At 68.1% G+C, this 18,122-nt stretch carries 14 protein-coding genes and 1 pseudogene; 6 read left to right on the forward strand and 9 right to left on the reverse strand.

Annotation, left to right across the window (positions count from 1 at the left end; genetic code table 11):
• Positions 1-55 precede the first annotated feature (55 nt).
• The 3 genes from ACVHNB_RS19300 to ACVHNB_RS19310 all read left to right on the forward strand — a co-directional run bounded on the left by ACVHNB_RS19300 (position 56) and on the right by ACVHNB_RS19310 (position 3,729).
• A complete protein-coding gene (locus tag ACVHNB_RS19300) occupies positions 56-619 on the forward strand; it encodes an N-acetyltransferase family protein (RefSeq protein ID WP_456228912.1) in 564 nt (187 codons plus the stop codon).
• A 220-nt stretch (positions 620-839) separates the two neighbouring features.
• Positions 840-2,720, forward strand: a complete 1,881-nt coding sequence (locus tag ACVHNB_RS19305; protein WP_456228733.1) for a glycoside hydrolase family 5 protein — start codon at positions 840-842, stop codon at positions 2,718-2,720.
• 280 nt (positions 2,721-3,000) lie between these two features.
• Positions 3,001-3,729, forward strand: a complete 729-nt coding sequence (locus ACVHNB_RS19310) for a glycoside hydrolase family 16 protein (RefSeq protein WP_428949882.1) — start codon at positions 3,001-3,003, stop codon at positions 3,727-3,729.
• A gap of 66 nt (positions 3,730-3,795) precedes the next feature.
• Here the strand turns inward: ACVHNB_RS19310 and glgB are convergent, their stop codons facing one another.
• Genes glgB through ACVHNB_RS19335 form a run of 5 tightly spaced genes read right to left on the reverse strand, consistent with a single transcriptional unit; the run spans position 3,796 to position 11,451 of the window.
• Positions 3,796-6,048 carry a 1,4-alpha-glucan branching protein GlgB gene (gene glgB, locus ACVHNB_RS19315; protein WP_456228734.1) on the reverse strand — a complete coding sequence of 751 codons (2,253 nt, stop codon included), beginning with the start codon at positions 6,046-6,048 and terminating at the stop codon, positions 3,796-3,798.
• Positions 6,049-6,085: 37 nt separating this feature from the next.
• Positions 6,086-7,414, reverse strand: a complete 1,329-nt coding sequence (locus ACVHNB_RS19320) for a maltokinase N-terminal cap-like domain-containing protein (protein ID WP_428949880.1) — start codon at positions 7,412-7,414, stop codon at positions 6,086-6,088.
• Between the two features lie 6 nt (positions 7,415-7,420).
• On the reverse strand, positions 7,421-9,145 hold the full coding sequence (gene treS, locus ACVHNB_RS19325; protein WP_456228735.1) for a maltose alpha-D-glucosyltransferase: 1,725 nt from the start codon (positions 9,143-9,145) through the stop codon (positions 7,421-7,423).
• A gap of 56 nt (positions 9,146-9,201) precedes the next feature.
• On the reverse strand, positions 9,202-11,175 hold the full coding sequence (locus tag ACVHNB_RS19330; protein ID WP_456228736.1) for a maltotransferase domain-containing protein: 1,974 nt from the start codon (positions 11,173-11,175) through the stop codon (positions 9,202-9,204).
• Between the two features lie 36 nt (positions 11,176-11,211).
• Entirely contained in the window at positions 11,212-11,451 is a 240-nt protein-coding gene (locus ACVHNB_RS19335) for a DUF5133 domain-containing protein (protein WP_428949877.1), read from the reverse strand.
• 287 nt (positions 11,452-11,738) lie between these two features.
• Here ACVHNB_RS19335 and ACVHNB_RS19340 point away from each other — a divergent pair, with 287 nt between their 5' ends.
• Together ACVHNB_RS19340 and glgX are read left to right on the forward strand one after the other, a co-directional pair.
• Positions 11,739-12,221 carry a pep a2 gene (locus ACVHNB_RS19340; RefSeq protein ID WP_428949876.1) on the forward strand — a complete coding sequence of 161 codons (483 nt, stop codon included), beginning with the start codon at positions 11,739-11,741 and terminating at the stop codon, positions 12,219-12,221.
• A complete protein-coding gene (gene glgX, locus ACVHNB_RS19345) occupies positions 12,218-14,296 on the forward strand; it encodes a glycogen debranching protein GlgX (RefSeq protein ID WP_428949875.1) in 2,079 nt (692 codons plus the stop codon). The genes ACVHNB_RS19340 and glgX overlap by 4 nt, the downstream gene beginning before the upstream one ends.
• Positions 14,297-14,350: 54 nt before the next feature.
• On the opposite strand, the gene ACVHNB_RS19350 is transcribed toward glgX, so the two are convergent.
• Entirely contained in the window at positions 14,351-14,974 is a 624-nt protein-coding gene (locus ACVHNB_RS19350; protein ID WP_428949874.1) for a hypothetical protein, read from the reverse strand.
• Positions 14,975-15,063: 89 nt separating this feature from the next.
• Positions 15,064-15,801, reverse strand: coding sequence for an SDR family oxidoreductase (locus ACVHNB_RS19355; RefSeq protein ID WP_428949873.1), 738 nt, complete (start codon positions 15,799-15,801; stop codon positions 15,064-15,066).
• 270 nt (positions 15,802-16,071) lie between these two features.
• Here ACVHNB_RS19355 and ACVHNB_RS19360 point away from each other — a divergent pair, with 270 nt between their 5' ends.
• Entirely contained in the window at positions 16,072-16,881 is an 810-nt protein-coding gene (locus ACVHNB_RS19360) for a hypothetical protein (RefSeq protein WP_456228737.1), read from the forward strand.
• Here the strand turns inward: ACVHNB_RS19360 and ACVHNB_RS19365 are convergent.
• A pseudogene (locus ACVHNB_RS19365) lies at positions 16,865-17,697 on the reverse strand (IS5 family transposase); the annotation flags it as partial. The gene ACVHNB_RS19360 and the pseudogene ACVHNB_RS19365 sit on opposite strands and share 17 nt — an antisense overlap.
• Positions 17,698-17,787: 90 nt before the next feature.
• Positions 17,788-18,027, reverse strand: coding sequence for a hypothetical protein (locus tag ACVHNB_RS19370; protein WP_456228738.1), 240 nt, complete (start codon positions 18,025-18,027; stop codon positions 17,788-17,790).
• Positions 18,028-18,122 lie beyond the last annotated feature (95 nt).

Consider the following 18,122-nt stretch of genomic DNA (forward strand, 5'->3'; position numbering starts at 1 on the left):
AGCAGGCCCATGCCTGGGCACGGGGCTGGCTAGGCTGGAGATCATGAATGCGGCCATGAACAGCGGAATCACCACTGAGCCTGCCATCCTCGACGCCCGGGAGCTGGCGTCCGATCCGGAGCTGGAGGCCCGGTTCGCGGAATCGGCCCACCAGATCCTGGCGGACCTGGTCGGTGGAGGCGCCGCGCTGGGCTGGGTCGAACCGCCCTCGAAGGATGAGGTGGCGGAACTCGTCGGCCACGTCATGGCTGCGGTGCAGTCCGGAGACGGGGCCCTGCGCGCCGCTTACCTCGGCCGACGCCTTGTCGGCCTGGGGTACTGGCTGCGCTACGCCCGGCCGACCCACCGGCCGCACGCCGATCTCGAAAAACTCGCGGTGGACGCCGCTGCCCATGGCCGCGGTGTCGGGCGGGCACTCACCGATTCCCTGATCGCCGACGCCCGCGAGGCAGGCATCGAGGTCCTCACCTTGGACGCCCGGGGCGACAACACCCGCGCCCTGCAGCTCTACCGGTCCCTGGGCTTCACCGAGTACGGCCGACTGCCCGATTTCGTCGCCGTCGGAGAACACCGCTATGACAAGGTCTTCTACATGCTCGACTTCCGTCAGCAAAGCTGACCACGGATGGCTGGGCGAGTGAGCCGACGGCAGGCCGGTCGGGCCGACTTCGGGATCTGAGTCAGGGACAAGTCGGCCGATGCCGGCGTACGCAGGTACCTGCCCGCCGCTTCTCGGGCACTCTTGCGTCCAATCCACCCTAAAGATGTCGGTGTCCCTTCAATTCTGCGTAGTGCGGCTCTAAGGTCGGGGCGATCCTTCCCCACAGAGGAGTCGCCCAGTGCGCTCGCGCTTGCTGCTCGTTCTTGCCCTGCTGGCGACGTGGTTGTTGCTCGGCCCGTCCGCGGTCATGGCTCAGCCGGCCAGGACCACGCCGAACGCCACAGCCGATGCACCACCCGCCTGGAGCGCACCGCTCAGCACCCGAGGTCGCTACATCGTCGATGCGGACGGGAAGCGGTTCAAGCTGAAGTCGGGCAACTGGCATGGCTCCAGCGGCACCTGGGACGGATCGGGCTCGCCCGACGATCCGGCGCACAACCACGCGGGGGAAGTGGGGCACCGGGCGCCACTCGGGCTGGACCGGGTCCCGATGAGCCGGATCATCGCCGACTTCCAGGGCCTGGGACTCAACAGCGTGCGCCTGCCCTTCTCCGACGAGATGCTCAGCGACACCCAGCCGGTGGCCGGGCTGACAGCGAACCCGCGCCTGAACGGGCTGCGCCCCCTGGAGGTGTTCGACGAAGCGGTTCAGGCGCTGACCGATGCCGGATTCGCGGTCATCCTCAACAACCACACCACGACGACCCGTTGGTGCTGCGGCGTTGACGGCAATGAACGCTGGAACAGCGGCCAGAGCACCCAGAAGTGGCTCGACGACTGGGTGTTCATGGCGAAGCGCTACCGTTCCAACCCCCGCGTCGTGGGGGCCGACCTCCGCAACGAAGTACGCCGCGATGTGTTCGACGACCCCAACTGGGGCCTGGGGGACGCCCACGACTGGGCCGCAGCCGCACAACAAGCCGGCGACCTGATCCTCAAGGACGCCAATCCGGACCTGCTCATCATGGTCGAAGGCATCAACTGGGCCGGCATCCCGGTGGACGGGTTCTGGCACGACCGACCGCTCCTCAAGCCCGTCGCCGCCCTGTCGAACACACTGGTGCGCTCCCACAAGCTCGTCTACGCCGCCCACTTCTACGGCTACACGGGACCCCGGCACAGCGGTGCGACCGGCACCGGCGAGACCACTGATGCCCGCTACCGCGACCTCGGCCGCGACGACCTGTTCTCGGTCATGCGCGACACGGCCTCCTACGTGGCGGACACTCCCGACCGGCACTTCACAGCCCCTGTGTGGATCAGCGAGTTCGGCGTCGCCAAGGACGCCGACGCCAAGGAGCGCACCTGGTTCGCCAACACGGTGGACTTCCTCATCGACCACGACCTCGACTTCGCCTACTGGCCGGCCGTCGGCTTCCACGACAACGACCAAGGCAATCGGTGGGGTCTGATCCGCTACGACACCGCAGGCACGGCCCGCAGCATCCTCGACGGCGACGACTGGCGCGCGACCGCCTGGCGCAAGCTCACCGCCGCTCCAGGGCGGGAGGGGACGGTGCCGCAGGTGCGTACCTGGTCGATGCTGAAGGCCACCCATGCGGACGCCAACCGCGCACTGCGGGCCGCAGCCGACTGGGACAGCGGAGCACGCAAACTGTCCTGCCCCGACGACCAACGGCTCATCGGCATCAGCCAGCGAGGCCAGGGCGCCTTGTGCACCGACGCAGGCGCCTCGGCTCTCGCGGCCTCCGGGGCACCGGTCAAGGTTGCCTCGCAGGCGAACGTCACCGCGGACTGGGCGAGCGGCTTCACCAAGTACCAATGCGCCGAAGCACAGTTCATGATCGGGTACAGCGTCCGGGGCAACCGGGTGTCCGCCGTGTTGTGCTCACCCGCACGCATCACACTCGCAGGCGCGGGCCGCACACTGTGGGACGACCGAGGCGACAGCCGCCCCGCCTCCGGCGAAGGCGGCGACTACGCCACAGGCTTCTACAAGGCGCAATGCAACGCCGACGAGTACGCCGCCGGCATCGCCTTCTCCACGGCCATCGGACGCGGCGGAACAGCCGATGCCCTGTACTGCCGCAAAATCTAGCCCTTCGACCGAACCCCTCTGCCGGTAGTCGAAGCTCCGTCCGGCAGCGGAGTTGCCGCCCGGGCCCTTTCGGAGTGCAAACCCTGAGAGTTGACACATCCGACGCGATGCGGTCGCCAGAAGTGCGCAGGAATCCCCACCTCATGTCTTCAACTAAAGAAGTCAGCTGAAATCTGCTGCCGTGAGTCTTGTCAGGTATTGAACGGACTTCTACAGTCCGCTACTGAAGTGGCCGTGGGACCGCTCCCACGGTCAATGTCATCCGAGCAATGGAGCCGCGATGTCATCCGCACTTCTCAAGCCGGCCAGACTCATCACCGTCGTCCTCGCCTCGCTGTCGCTGCTTCTCCTCGGCCAGCCGCGAGCGCACGCGGGAACCTGGGGAGCGCCGCAGACGGTCAACTCCTGGAACACCATCAGCGGGAGATGGACCGCCAACAACGAGTTGGAGACCTACACACCGGACTGCGTCTGGTACGACGGCGGCACGCTCATGATCAAGACGTACAAGGCCGCCGACGGGACGTACTACTCGGGTCGCGTGGAGTCGAAGGCGCTCTACGGCTACGGCACCTACAGCTTCACCGCGAACATGCCCAACGGCCAGGGCCTTCTGCCCGCCGTATGGGCGGCGTACCTGAACCCGTGGCTGCCCGAGTTCGACGCCGCCGAGATCGTCGGGCAGAACCCGAACACCGTGTACCAGACCTTCCACGACCCGAACAACGCCCAGACGCAGTTCTCGAAGGGCAACTCCTCGGGCTGGACCAATGCGTTCCACACGTACTCGTTCACGTGGTGGCCCGACCACATCGACTTCACTGTGGACGGCACCATCACCGGCACGAAGTGGTACACCACCGCTCCGGGTGTCGGCATGCGCTTCATCGTGAACACGGCAGTCGGCGGGGACTGGCCGGGCAACCCGGACTCCTCGACGTGGGCCACAGCAGACGGGGCCAGGTACCTCAAGGTCTCGTCGATCACCTACACGCCGTACACGCCGTGACAGCAAGATCCGCCGCACGCGCCGCATCTTGAGAGGCCTTCCTCGCCAACGCCTCGACGGCGGCGGTCAGGCGAGCCCGGGGGCTCCGGGGCTGAGCCAGAGCGCCGCCAACGGCGGGAGGCGCAGCGTGATCGAGGCGGGGAAGCCGTTGTGGGCGCGGGGCTCCTGGGGGAGGGGCCCCGCGTTCAGGACGCCGCTGCCGCCGTAGCGCAGGGCATCGGTGTTGAGGATCTCGCGCCAGGTCGACGGGGCAACGAGAGGGACACCGATCCGGTAGTCGTCGCGTACCTCGGGGGAGAAGTTGACGACGACCAGGAGCGGGTCGCCGTCGGCGGAGTGGCGGAGGAACGCCAGGACGTTGTCGTCCGCTGCGTCCGCCTCGGTCCAGGAGAACCCCGCAGGAGTGCAGTCCTGCTCCCACAGGGCGGGGTCGGCCGTGTAGAGCCGGTTGAGGTCGGACACCAGACGCTGGACGCCGCGGTGGTCCTCGTGCGCGGGGTGATGCCCGTCGAGCACCCACCATTGGGGTCCGTCGGCCTCGGACCATTCGGCGCCCTGCGCGAATTCCTGCCCCATGAACAACAGCTTCTTGCCGGGGTGGGCCCACATGAAGCCCAGGTAGGCGCGGTGGTTGGCGAGCTGCTGCCACCAGTCGCCGGGCATCTTCGAGACGAGTGAGCGCTTGCCGTGCACGACTTCGTCGTGGGAGACGGGCAGGACGTAGTTCTCGCTGTACGCGTAGACCATCGAGAACGTCATCTCGTGATGGTGGTACTTGCGGTGGACGGGGTCGCGGGCGAGGTAGGCGAGGGAGTCGTGGGACCAGCCCATGTTCCATTTGAGGCCGAAGCCCAGCCCGCCGAGGCCGCCCGCTGCCGGTTGGTCCGTCGGCCGGGTCACGCCGTCCCACGCGGTCGATTCCTCCGCGATGGTGACGATGCCCGGGCAGCGCCGGTAGAGAGTCGAGTTCATCTCCTGCAGAAAGGCGACAGCGTCCAGGTTCTCCCGTCCGCCGTGCGCGTTGGGCGTCCAGGTGCCGTCCGGGCGGGAGTAGTCGAGGTAGAGCATGGAGGCGACGGCGTCGACGCGCAGGCCGTCGATGTGGAACTCCTGACACCAGTAGACGGCGTTGGCGACGAGGAAGTTGCGCACCTCGCGGCGCCCGAAGTCGAAGACGAGCGTGCCCCAGTCGGGGTGGGCGGCCTGTGCCGGGTCCTGTGGTTCGTACAGGGGGCGCCCGTCGAACCGTGCCAGCGCCCATTCGTCGCGGGGGAAGTGGCCGGGAACCCAGTCGAGGATGACGCCGATACCCGCCTGGTGCAGGGTGTCGACGAAGTACTTGAAGTCGTCGGGGGTGCCTAGGCGCGCGGTGGGGGCGTAGAAGCCGGTGACCTGGTAGCCCCAGGAGCCGCCGAAGGGGTGCTCGGCGATCGGCAGGAGTTCCACGTGCGTGAAGCCCAACTCCCTCGTGTACGCGGCCAGTTCATCGGCCAGATCTCGATAGGTCGCACCGGGTCTCCATGAGGCGAGGTGCACCTCATAGACGGACATGGGCGCCGTGTGGGCCGGACGGTCGGCGCGTTGCCTCAACCACTGCGCGTCGCCCCAGCCATAGTCGCTGTCCGCCACGATCGAAGCGGTCGCAGGCGGCGGCTGTGTGCGACGGGCCATGGGGTCGGCACGCTCCAGCCTCGCGCCGTCGGGACCCGTGATCTCGAACTTGTAGAGGGCTCCCGCGCCGACTCCGGGGACGAAGAGTTCCCAGACGCCGGAGCTTCCGAGCGAGCGCATCGGCAATGCTGTGCCGTCCCAGTGGCAGAAGTCGCCGCGCACGCGTACGCCCCTGGCGTCGGGCGCCCAGACAGCGAAACGCGTGCCCGAGACATTTTGTTGCTCCAGCACATGGGCGCCGAGCACGGTCCATAGTTCCTCGTGCCGTCCCTCGGAGATGAGGTGGAGATCGAACTCCCCGAGCGTGGGCGGGAAGCGGTACGGGTCGTCGACCTCGACGACCGCGTCCGCATAGGCCACGCGCAGACGGTGCGCGCCGCTGCTTCCACCCGGGATCGTGCCTGCGAACAGGCCGCCGCCCTCGTCGTGCAGGGCCCACGCGGTGGGCCCTGCGAGGACACAGACGGCGAGCGCGTCCGGCCGCAGGCAGCGCACGATCAGACCGTCGGGCCGCGGGTGCGCGCCCAGGACGGAGTGCGGATCATGGTGCTCGCCGCGCAGCAGCCGGCCGCGGTCCTCCGCGGCCAGAGCCGGCGCGCGGTGCGCGCGGTGGGTGGCGGTGGTCGGTGCCACGTCGGCGACGGCCATCTGCGGAACTCCCTTGCTGCGGTCGTGTGAGGAACGGTCAGCCGACGCGGCACAGGCGTGCGACGGCCGTCATGGGAACGGTGATCCAGTCGGGGCGATGGGCCGCCTCGTAGACGACCTCGTAGACGGCCCGGTCCGCCTCGTGCCCGCGCAGCACCGCCGCGATGGCGTGCGGATCGAACCGCCCCGATTCGGCGTACCCGCTGCAGAACGCGGCGCGCGTGCGCTCGGCCCACCGCGGCCGGGGCGAGGCGCCGACATGGGCCGCGTAGTCGAACGACCGCAGCATGCCCGCCACGTCACCGACCGGGGAGTGGTCACCGCGCCGTTCCGCCGGCGGCTTGGCCGGTTCGCCCTCGAAGTCGACGATGTGCCAGGCGCCACGGGTCCGCAGCACCTGCCCCAGATGGAGGTCGCCGTGGATCCTTTGCAGCGGCAGATCACTGCTCGCCAGCGCGAACTCGGCGAAGACGTCCCTGAGTCGCGGCACGTACGCGCGCAGCGACGGCACGAGGGAGGCCGCGCGCCGCAGGCGATGGGTCATGGCGTCCGCCAGTCGCAGGGCGTGGTCCGAGGGGGCCGCGGTGACGGGGAACGCCTCGGACAGGGCCACGTGCAGTGCGGCCGTCGCGCGGCCCAGGTCCCGGGCCTCCTCGACGAAGTCCGTTCGTTCCAGGGCCGATTCGAGCGCCAGAGTCCAGCCGTCCGTGGCATCGGCGAGGTAGGGCTGGACGACGCCCAGTGTCGCGAAGAACGGGGCGGACGTGTGGAACCAGGCAGTGGGCGCGAGGACCTGCGTGCAGCCGTGCCGCGCCAGGACGGCGGGCACCTCCAGGTCGGGGTTGATGCCGGGCTGTACACGCCGGAAGAGTTTGAGGATGAGCCGGTCGCCGTAGACGATCGAGGTGTTCGACTGCTCGACGTCCAGGACGTGGGGCGTCAGGTGGCTCGGGACGCCTGTGCGCGGGAACGACTCGAAGCGCAGAGTGCCCAACCTGCCGCCCCTGCGGATGCGGTCGAGGAGCAGTGCCGCCGCGCGGTGGTCGTGCACGGCGTCGTACACCAGCAGGCCCTGCCCGGCAGCCCCCTCGACCTCGCCGAGGACGCGGCTCCGCAACCGTGGTGACACGTCGGTGGCCGCGCCCAGCAGCAGCTGGTAGTGGACGCAGTCCTGTTCGCCGCCGTGCTCGACCCTGACCAGCAGGTGGAAGCAGTCGGCCGTGAGTTCCGTCGCCGCGACCACGGACAGGCTCGTGATCTTGTGGTCGCGGCCGGTGAACCACCGCTGGTCGGGCAGCCAGCGGGCCAGAAGCGCGGCGAGCCGCGCGGGTGTGACACCCGGTTCGGTCAGCAGGGGCGTGGTCATGGCGGATCAGGTCCAATCGTGGTGAGCGACACGGGGTGTGAGGGATGTGCCGCGCAGCCGGAACCAGTAGAAGCCGTGTCCTGCGAGGGTGAGCAGGTAGGGCAGTTCACCGATGGCGGGGAACTGGACGTCTCCGATGAGTTCGACGGGATGCCGTCCGTTGAAGGCCTGGAGGTCGAGTTCGGTGGGCTGGGCGAAGCGGGAGAAGTTGTGGACGCACAGCACCAGGTCGTCGCCGTACTCGCGGAGGAACGCCAGGACGGCGGAGTTGGAGGAGGCCAGTTCGCGGTACGAGCCGAGGCCGAACGCCGGGTTCTGCTTGCGGATCTCGATCATGCGTCGGGTCCAGTGCAGCAGCGACGACGGGGAGGACATGGAGGCCTCGACGTTGGTGACCTGGTAGCCGTAGACGGGGTCCATGATCGCGGGCAGGGACAGGCGGCCCGGGTCGCAGGAGGAGAAGCCCGCGTTGCGGTCCGGGGTCCACTGCATCGGGGTGCGCACCGCGTCGCGGTCGCCCAGCCAGATGTTGTCGCCCATGCCGATCTCGTCGCCGTAGTAGAGGATCGGCGAGCCGGGCAGGGACAGCAGCAGGGCGGTGAAGAGCTCGATCTGGTTGCGGTCGTTGTCGAGGAGCGGGGCCAGGCGGCGGCGGATGCCGATGTTCGCGCGCATCCGCGGGTCCTTGGCGTACTCCGCGTACATGTAGTCGCGTTCCTCGTCGGTGACCATTTCGAGGGTGAGCTCGTCGTGGTTGCGCAGGAAGATGCCCCACTGGCAGCTCGACGGGATCGCCGGGGTCTTGGCGAGGATCTCCGAGACCGGGTAGCGGGACTCCCGGCGCACCGCCATGAAGATGCGCGGCATGACCGGGAAGTGGAACGCCATGTGGCACTCGTCGCCGCCCGACTGGAAGTCGCCGAAGTAGTCGACGACGTCCTCGGGCCACTGGTTCGCCTCGGCGAGGATCACCACGTCCGGGTACTGGGCGTCGATCTCCTTGCGGACCCGCTTGAGGAAGTCGTGGGTGGCGGGGAGGTTCTCGCAGTTGGTGCCCTCCTCGGCGTACAGGTACGGGACCGCGTCGAGGCGGAACCCGTCGATGCCGAGGTCCAGCCAGAACCGCAGCGCGGCCAGGATCTCCTCCTGGACGGCCGGGTTCTCGTAGTTGAGATCCGGCTGGTGGGAGAAGAAGCGGTGCCAGAAGTACTGCTTGCGCACCGGGTCGAAGGTCCAGTTCGAGGCCTCGGTGTCGACGAAGATGATCCGCGCGTCCTGGTACTGCTTGTCGTCGTCCGCCCAGACGTAGTAATCGCCGTACGGCCCCTCGGGGTCGGAGCGCGACTGCTGGAACCACTCGTGCTGGTCACTGGTGTGGTTCATGACGAAGTCGATGATGACGCGCATCCCGCGCTGGTGCGCCGCGTCCACGAACTCGACGAAGTCGGCCAGGTCACCGAACTCCGGCAGGGCGGAGATGTGGTTGGCGACGTCGTAACCGCCGTCCCGCAGCGGTGACTTGAAGAACGGGGGCAGCCAGAGCGCGTCGACCCCGAGCCACTGGAGATAGTCCAGCTTCGCCGTGAGGCCCTTGAGGTCACCGACACCGTCTCCGTTGCTGTCGTAGAACGAGCGCACCAGCACTTCGTAGAAGACGGCACGCTTGAACCAGTCCGGATCCCGTCGCCTGTCGGGAGTGGGCGGGGTCAGCATCGGTTCATGGACGGTCATGGTGATCTCCCTCCATTGCCGCGTCCTTGCGCGTCCTGGCAGAGCGGGCCGGGTGTTCAGTCGAAGGTGAAGATGTGTGCGGGTGACTCGCCAGGAACCAGGCGGACGTAGTTGGTGGCGCCCCAGGTGTAGGTCGCGCCCGTCAGTTCGTCGCGTACGCGGAACGAGGCGTCAGGGGCCAGGTTCAGGTGCGCGCAGTCGAGCGACACCGTCGCTTCCTGCGTGTGGTGCGGATCGAGGTTCACGACCACCAGGACCGTGTTCGAACCGCTGCGCTTCGAGTACACGATCACTTCGTCCTTGTCGGCGTGGTGGAAGTGCACGTCGCGCAGTCGGCGAAGGGCCGGGCTGCGGCGCCTGATGTCGTTGAGCGCGCTGATCAGCGGGGCGATGCTGCGTCCCTCGCGCGCGGCCGACTCCCAGTCCCGTGGCCGTAGTTCGTATTTCTCGGAGTGCAGATACTCCTCGCTGCCGGAACGCAGCGGAGTGTTCTCGCAGAGTTCGTAGCCGCTGTAGACGCCCCAGGCGGGCGAGAGCGTGGCCGCCAGCACCGCCCGCAGCTCGAAGGCCGGGCGGCCTCCGTCCTGGAGGAACCCGGGCAGGATGTCGGGCGTGTTCACGAAGAAGTTCGGTCGCATCACCGCCGCCGACTCCCGAGCCAACTCCTCCACATAGTCCGTGAGTTCGCGCTTCGTGTTGCGCCAGGTGAAGTACGTGTACGACTGCTGGAAGCCGACTTCGGCCAGCGTTCGCATCATCGCCGGACGGGTGAACGCCTCGGCCAGGAAGATCACGTCGGGGTCGGTACGGTTGATGTCCGCGATGACCTGCTCCCAGAAGACGACCGGCTTCGTGTGCGGGTTGTCCACCCGGAAGATCCGCACTCCGTGCGCCATCCAGTGCCGCAGGATCCGCGTTGTCTCCGCCACCAGTCCCAGCATGTCGCGGTCGAAGGCGATCGGGTAGATGTCCTGGTACTTCTTGGGCGGATTCTCCGCGTACGCGATCGACCCGTCGGGCCGGTGGCGGAACCACTCCGGATGTTTGTCCACCCAGGGATGGTCCGGCGAGCACTGCAGCGCGAAGTCGAGGGCGATCTCCAGACCCTGCTCCCGCGCGCGTGTCGCGAACGCGTCGAAGTCCTCCAGCGTCCCCAGATCCGGATGCACCGCGTCGTGCCCGCCTTCCGGCGAACCGATCGCCCAGGGCACCCCCACATCATGAGGATCCGGCGAGAGCGTGTTGTCCCGTCCCTTGCGGTGCGTCGTCCCGATCGGATGGATCGGCGGCAGATACACCACGTCGAAACCCATCTCCGCGATCGCCGGTAGGCGTCGTGCCGCCGTCCGGAACGTCCCGCTCACCGGTGGCTTCTCGGCCTCCAGCACCGCCCCCTCGGAGCGCGGGAAGAACTCGTACCAGGACCCGTACAACGCCCGCTCCCGCTCCACCAGCAACGGCAGCGGTTCGCTCTCGGTGAGCCGCTCTCGCAAGGGATGGGACTCCAGTACGGCGAGGACCTCCCGCACGGTCGTCGCCGCCAGCCGGTCACCTGCGTGACGGCGCCCGTCGCACAGCACGTCGAGGGCGGTGCGCAGCGTGGCCGCGGCCGGGGCGTCGTCGGACGTGCCGGTAAGGATCCGTTCCAGGAGCACGGCCCCTTCTTCGAGCGTGAGGTCGGTGTCCACGCCGGCCTGCACTTTGACGGCGGCATCCCGTTGCCACGTGGCCACGGGATCGCACCAGGCCCGGACGCAGAAGCTCCACGTGCCGGGCGCGGACGGGGTGACCTCCGCGCTCCAGCGGTCCTCGCCCGGGCTCGTCTCACGCATCGCGCGGTACTCGACGGCACTGCCGCCGGGATCACACAGCACGGCCTGAGCACGGACGACCGCGGATCCTTCGACGAACACCGTGGCCGTGACCGGGAAGGTCTCACCGACGACGGCCTTCGCCATGCCGAGGCCCCCTTCCACCCGGGGGCGTACCCGCTCGATCGACACGGGCACGGGATGCGGCACCGTCGTCATCCGTCTCACCTCTCGCGTTGTGCACGGCAGTTGGGGTCACACGAGGGTCGTCGTCGCGGTCCGCTCGCGCATACCTTCGGCCCGCAAGCGGCGTTCCGCCGTCACCGCGGCCTCCCGGCCGCACCGCTCGCCGGTCACGGCGCACAACGCCCCTGCGGCCCGCTCGAACCGTGCGCGGACATCGGCGTCGGCGGGAGCGGCGAGGAAGCGGCGCTCCCACTGGCGGTAGCGCCGCAGGCGCCGGCCGAGCTCCGTGTCGGTACGCGATGCGTCCATGGCATCCGTCGACCTCCTGGGCTCCGCGCCGCCGGGCCCGATGGGCCCGCACACCGTGCACGGAGAGGGAGCGGCCGGTCACACGCGGCAGCTCCTCCACCATCGTGCGCGGCCGATCGCCATCCGTCCTGTTGAGCCCAGCGTCACGAGACGAACACGCTCGTGTTGCACGAATGGAGTAGTGGGGCGAGGCTGAATCCTGACTCTCGAACCAGCAGTGCTCACGCTCCGTGCGCACGGCCCCGTCGTGTCGACGGGCGCGAGCTCCGCGATGAGGAGCAGAAACCATGAACCGGACAGTGCCCCGCTACTACCACGTCGAGGTGGATCCCGAGCCGGAGCGCGTCGGCCAGATGCAGCGCATCGTCGCCGCGCACCTGCGGTACTGGGGGCTCGAGAAGCTGGTGACGCCCGCGACCCGGGGGGTCGGGCTGCTGATGGAGGCCGCGGTGGGCGGGGGCCCTGTGACGATCGAGACGTGGTGGACCGGCCAGCACTTGATCACCGCCGTGTCGCATCAGGACGCCGCCGGAGCCGACCAGCGGTCCGCCGCTCTGGCCTGCCTGAGCCGTATCGCGGCACTGAGCGACGGCTGGGGCAGCTGCACCACGCACGCCCGGCGCATCGTCTGGTTCTCCCTGCGCAGCCGGAACAGCGTCCGCGAGCCGCTGGCCCCGAAGCGTCCTGTCCCGTCCGCGGGCGCCGAGCGGCAGGTGCCGCGTGCCGTCCCGACGGCCGACGGACCGCTGACGGCCGGGGCGGTTTCGTGACCGCACCCGTGCGCACCGGCCGCCCCTACCCGTTGGGGGCGGCCTACGACGGTCACGGCACGAACTTCGCCCTGTTCAGCGGCGTGGCCGACCAGGTGGATCTGATCCTGGTGGACCCCGATGGCTCCGAACGGACCGTGACACTGCCCGACGTCGACGGATTCGTCTGGCACGGCTACGTGCCCGGCATCGGTCCCGGGCAGCGCTACGGCTACCGGGTCCACGGCCCCTGGGAACCGACGTCCGGACATCGCTGCGACGCCTCTGCCTTCCTGCTGGACCCCTACGCCCGAGCGATCCACGAGCAGGCCGCCCCCGACGGCGGCTTCGCCCAGGGCCTGTGCGGAGTCGTCGTCGACCCGGCCTTCGACTGGGAGGCGGACGAGTCACCCCGGCACCCCTACACCGACTCCGTCATCTACGAGGCGCATGTGCGTGGCCTGACCCGCACACATCCAGGGGTACCGGAGGAATTGCGCGGCACGTATGCCGGCCTGGCCAGTCCGGCCGTCCTGGACCATCTGACATCCCTGAAGGTGACGGCAGTCGAGCTGATGCCGATCCACCAATTCGTCCAGGACGGTTTTCTCCTGGACCGAGGGCTCTCGAACTACTGGGGCTACAACACCATCGGCTTCTTCGCGCCCCATCACGCCTACGCCGCCACCGGCACACTCGGCCACCAGGTCGACGAGTTCAAGGGCATGGTCAAGGCCCTGCACGCGGCCGGGCTCGAAGTGATCCTCGACGTCGTCTACAACCACACGGCCGAGGGCAACGAGAACGGCCCCACGCTCTCCTTCCGCGGCATCGACAACGCGTCGTACTACCGGCTTTCCGACGAGGACTTCAGCCGCTACTACGACACCACAGGCACTGGCAACAGCCTGCTGATGCGCCACCCCAACGTCCTTCAGCTGATCATGGACTCGCTGCGCTACTGGGTCACCGAATGCCACGTGGACGGATTCCGCTTCGACCTCGCGGCGACCCTGGCACGACAGTTCCACGAGGTCGACCGGCTGTCCGCCTTCTTCGACCTCATCCAACAGGACCCCGTCATCAACCGCGTGAAGCTGATCGCCGAGCCCTGGGACGTCGGCGACGGCGGCTACCAGGTAGGGAACTTCCCGCCGCTGTGGTCCGAATGGAACGGCAAGTACCGCGACAGCATCCGCGACCTGTGGTGCGCCCGCGAACATTCACTCCCGGAGTTCGCCGCCCGCCTCACAGGCTCCGCCGACCTGTACCAGCGCGATCGGCGCCGGCCGCGCGCCAGCGTCAACTTCATCACCGCGCACGACGGATTCACACTGCGCGACCTGGTCTCGTACGACTCCAAGCACAACGAGGCCAACGGCGAGGACAACCGCGACGGCGAGAGCAACAACCGTTCCTGGAACTGCGGCGCCGAAGGCCCCACCGACGCTCCCGACGTGCGCGCGCTGCGCTGCCGGCAACAGCGCAACTTCCTAACAACCCTCATGCTGTCGCAAGGCATCCCCATGCTCAGCCACGGCGACGAAGTCGGCCGCACGCAGGACGGCAACAACAACGCCTACTGCCAGGACAACGAACTGACCTGGATCGACTGGAACCTGAGCGACGAGGAGTCGTCCCTGCTGGACTTCACGCGGCGGCTCGGTGAACTGCGCACCGCGCATCCCGTCCTGCGCCGGCGCCGCTTCTTCCAGGGCGAGGTCGCCCCGCACGAGTGGCAGGGGCTGCCGGATCTGGTGTGGCTGCGCCCGGACGGCGCCGAGATGACGCACAAGGACTGGCGATGGCCCGATGCCCACGCGCTGGCCGTCTTCCTGAACGGGGACGCGATCACGGAGCCGGACCCCTGCGGCGACCGGGTCGTGGACGACTCCTTCCTCATGCTCTTCAACTGCTATTGGGAGCCGATGGAGTTTCAGCTCCCCGGCCCCGCGTACGGAGTGTGCTGGACCACGAAGATCGACACGGCGGAGCCGGCCGGCGAGCCCGACGAGAAGGAACACAAGGCCGAGGCACTCCTTCAGGTCGAGTCACGCAGCCTGGTCGTGCTGTCACGGCCGTCGGTCGACACATAGCGTGGTTGTCGCCGGTGCTGTCGCCGGCGGCATCCCGGGCACGGAAGGTTGGGTTCACTGGAGAGCACCGATGCGCCTGCCCTCGTCGAGCAGGGCCCTGACCAGGGCGGAGTTCGCACCCGGCGCCACGAACCAGAGGGGCGCGGCGGAGCGGCTTCTGAACATTTCGATGCGATGGCAGCCCACAACGAAACCCACCACCGTCGTCTGCTGCACACCCGTCACCTCGCTCCACGCCACGGAGTCGCGCACCCGGCCGAATCGGCTGGTGACGGCCACGCCCTCCGCACACAGGTAACACCTGTTCACACCGGACCAGGCCGTCATCCGCCGCCATCCGAACTTCAGGGCGTACACCGCGGCCACCACGGCTGTCGCGACAGCGGCATTGCTATCGACCGCGGACGGGTTGACGACCGTAGCCACGAGCAGGGCGCCCCAGCCAAGCAGCAAGAACCCCCGTAGCACCTGCATCATGGCGCCTGTCGCAGGATTGATGACGGCGTAATCGCCGCGGATCTCACCGAGCCCCATGCCAGCAACCCTGTTGCGCACCGAAGCCCCCCGGTCGAAGCCGAATCCGCGCATATGACGTGCGCGCGGCAAGACATGGCATACCCGCGCCGCCGGTACGTCGAACAGGGTTGGCGAGGTGAGTTCCTGGTGCCTTATCTCCAAGTCTCCTTAACCATAAGGCAGTTGCCCTATGTGGGCCGCGGACTCACCATGCTCGGTCGCGGGCCAGGAGTGAGGGCGACTGCCCCGGCTCAGGCCTGCTGACCGGTGGCGGCGAGGACGATCTCGCGGACGCACACCTGGGGCGGCTGTCCGTAGGCGAACGCCACGGCCTCGGCGACCGCCTCGGGGGCGAGGGCGCCGCCCGCGGACTCCTTCCACGCCTCGTAGTCCGTCTTGATCTGCTCGTCGCTGGTGTGTGAGAGCAGCTCCGTCTCCACGGCCCCGGGCGCGATCGTGACGACTCGGACCCCGCGGTCGGCGACCTCCTCGCGCAGATTCTCGGACATGGCGTGCACGGCGAACTTCGTTCCCACGTACGCGGTGTGGTTCGGGAATGTCTTGCGGCCCGCGACCGAGCTGATGTTCACGATGGTGCCGGCGCGGCGCTCCAGCATGCCGTTCAAGACGGCGTGCACCCCGTTGAGCAGGCCCCGCACGTTCACATCGAACATCGTGTCCCACTCCTCGGGCGACTGCCGGTCCATCTGCCCGAGGAGCATCACCCCGGCGTTGTTGACCAGGCCGTCCACGGGACCGTACGCCGCCTCGCCCTCCGCGACCGCCGCCGCCACCGCCTCGCGGTCCGTCACGTCGACGGCCCGGCACAGGGCGTGCGGAAGCCCGAGCTCCGTCATCCGTTCGGCGCGACGGGCGAGCAGCAGCAGGGCGTGGCCGCGCTCCGACAGCAGTCGTGCGGTGGCGGCGCCGATACCGGAGCTGGCCCCGGTGACGACGACGAGCGGCCGGGTGGGGGCGGAGGTGGTCATGCGGTTCTCCTGTACGCGGGTATGGCGCAAGGCCGGGGGCTTCCAGGAGATCACCGGCTGCGGCGTCGCGCGCGTTGTGCGGCGCGGACGTCGTCCCCAGGACGCCGGACGAGGAGCGGCCGCTGGGGGAGTGGCTTACAGCGCCTAACAGAATGAGGTGACGCTGCTCTCGCTCCAGGTAGGAGATGGGTGCCCGACCCCTCGACGTCGAGCTCTATGAGTATCCGTACGGGTAGCAGCGGTTCGTGCGGCTAGCGAATCATGGCCGTCATGGCGACCACCTTCTGGATCTTGATACTCGTCCTGGCTGTTCTTCTGGCTACTGTCGCTGCGGCCTGGCTCGGCCTGCCGGCTTTGAGTCGACAGCAGAGATCCTGGATACGTCGTGTGTTCGGGTTACCTTTCACTATCACCTTGGTGCTTGTTCTCGCAGCGTGCGGGCGCGCGACCAGCGAGAAGACCGTGCGCAAGCTGGCTGGCAGTCCTGAAGCCCTGAAGGCACGGCAGGAGGTTGAGTTGGCCAGTCGGGACGTCATTGCCGTCTGGGACGCCGAAACGCCGCTCACGCTGGGGCTGGTTGTTCTGGAAGACGTGTGTGTTGGCGGGAGCGCGAAGGAGCTGTTTTTTCCGACAGGCTCCGACAGGTACAAGATCAAGTGCACCATGTCCGTTGCTGCCTACTTTGGGGCAGATCCCCGCAGGATGGCCGACACCATCGACGGAGTGCTCAGCGCAGGAGACCGTACGGGACCTCCCATCCCCTTCGACCACGACTTCCACTACGCGCGCGCAGTCGTCGACTACTACCGCGGGAAAGCAGGCGACCCACAAGGACCAGGAACCGGGGAACCAACAGAGCTCTTCAGCGCAGGCACCATCAGTCTGAGCTGGGACCAGGTGCGCAGTGGGAACACAGGTGAGGTGATTGAAGAGCCTCGCTCATGTAGCCCCCATGATCCGCCAGTGCGACGTTGCCTCAGAGAGCCCGCCTCGACCAGCGTGGCGGATCTGCGACGCGAGTACGGGATGGTCTTCAAGATCACTATGCCCGTCACGAACTACTTCACCGTCTGGAAGTAGCCAGATTTGTCTCACGGGCCGGCATCGGCCCTCGCAGTGAGCCGATCTGTCGATGGGTGATGAGGCAGCAGGCGAGTTTGAGGAAGGCTTCGTGGATGTCGGCTCGGCGTTCCCAGCGGATGCGGATGCGTTTGAAGCCGTGGAGCCAGGCGAAGCTGCGTTCGACGACCCAGCGGTATTTGCCCAGTCCGGTGCCATGGGGGGTGCCGCGGCGGGCGATAGCCGGGACGATGCGGCGCTGGCGGACCTGATCGCGGTAGATGTCGTGGTCGTACCCGCGGTCGGCGAAGAGTGAGTCCGGCCTACGTCGCGGATGCCCGACCCGGCCCCTGATAGCTGGGATGGCGTCGATCAGGGGCAGGAGCTGGGTGACGTCGTTGCGGTTGCCGCCCGTGAGGATCACGGCGAGCGGTGTGCCGTGTCCGTCGGTGATCAGGTGGTGTTTCGATCCGGTTCGGCCGCGATCGACCGGACTCGGTCCCGTCCGGCTCCCCCATTTATGGCCCGCACGTGGCTGGAGTCGACCACCGCACGCGACCAGTCGAGACGGGCCGCCGCGTTGAGTTCGGCCAGCAGTACTTCGTGCAGTTGCTGCCAGACGCCCGCCTCGTTCCAGTCCCGCAGCCGCCGCCAGCAGGTCATGCCAGAACCGAAGCCCAACTCCTACGGCAGGTACTCCCACTGGATGCCGGTGTGCAGAACAAACATGATTCCGCACAGCACCTGCCGGTCCGGCAGCGGCTTGGGATGCCGAAACCGACGTTCCTTGCGCGGCAGCAGGGGCTCGATCCGCTGCCACAGGTCATCCGACACGATCCACGGCGAAGTCCCCATTCCCAGACAACGCCCGACTCCTGACGCGGACACGGCTAACAGCGCCGATCCGCGTCATCGTGTTAGCCGTTGTTACTCCTCCGGGGTCGGAGGATGCCGAACGGTCTGTCTGACTTGCTTCTCGACCTCGTACCGGTTGAGGTCGTTGCGCGCGGCGTAGTCGGAGACCGCCGCCTGGGATTTCGCCGCCGCTGCGAACCAGACCTCGCGTTGCTTCTCGCGTTCGCCGTCGTCGAGGTGTTCCAGTTTCCGGCCCTCGTCGTCGGCCGCGCGCTGCAGTTCGAGCAGCTCATCAGGTAGTTCGCTCACCATGAGCGGATCTTAGGACTCGATGCGTTCGAGTTCTCCCCTTCGCCGCCGGGGTCGTTCGTAGTGTCCGCCTTCGGAGTAGTAGAGCCACGGGCGGC

This window comes from Streptomyces sp. YJ-C3 (assembly GCF_053891275.1).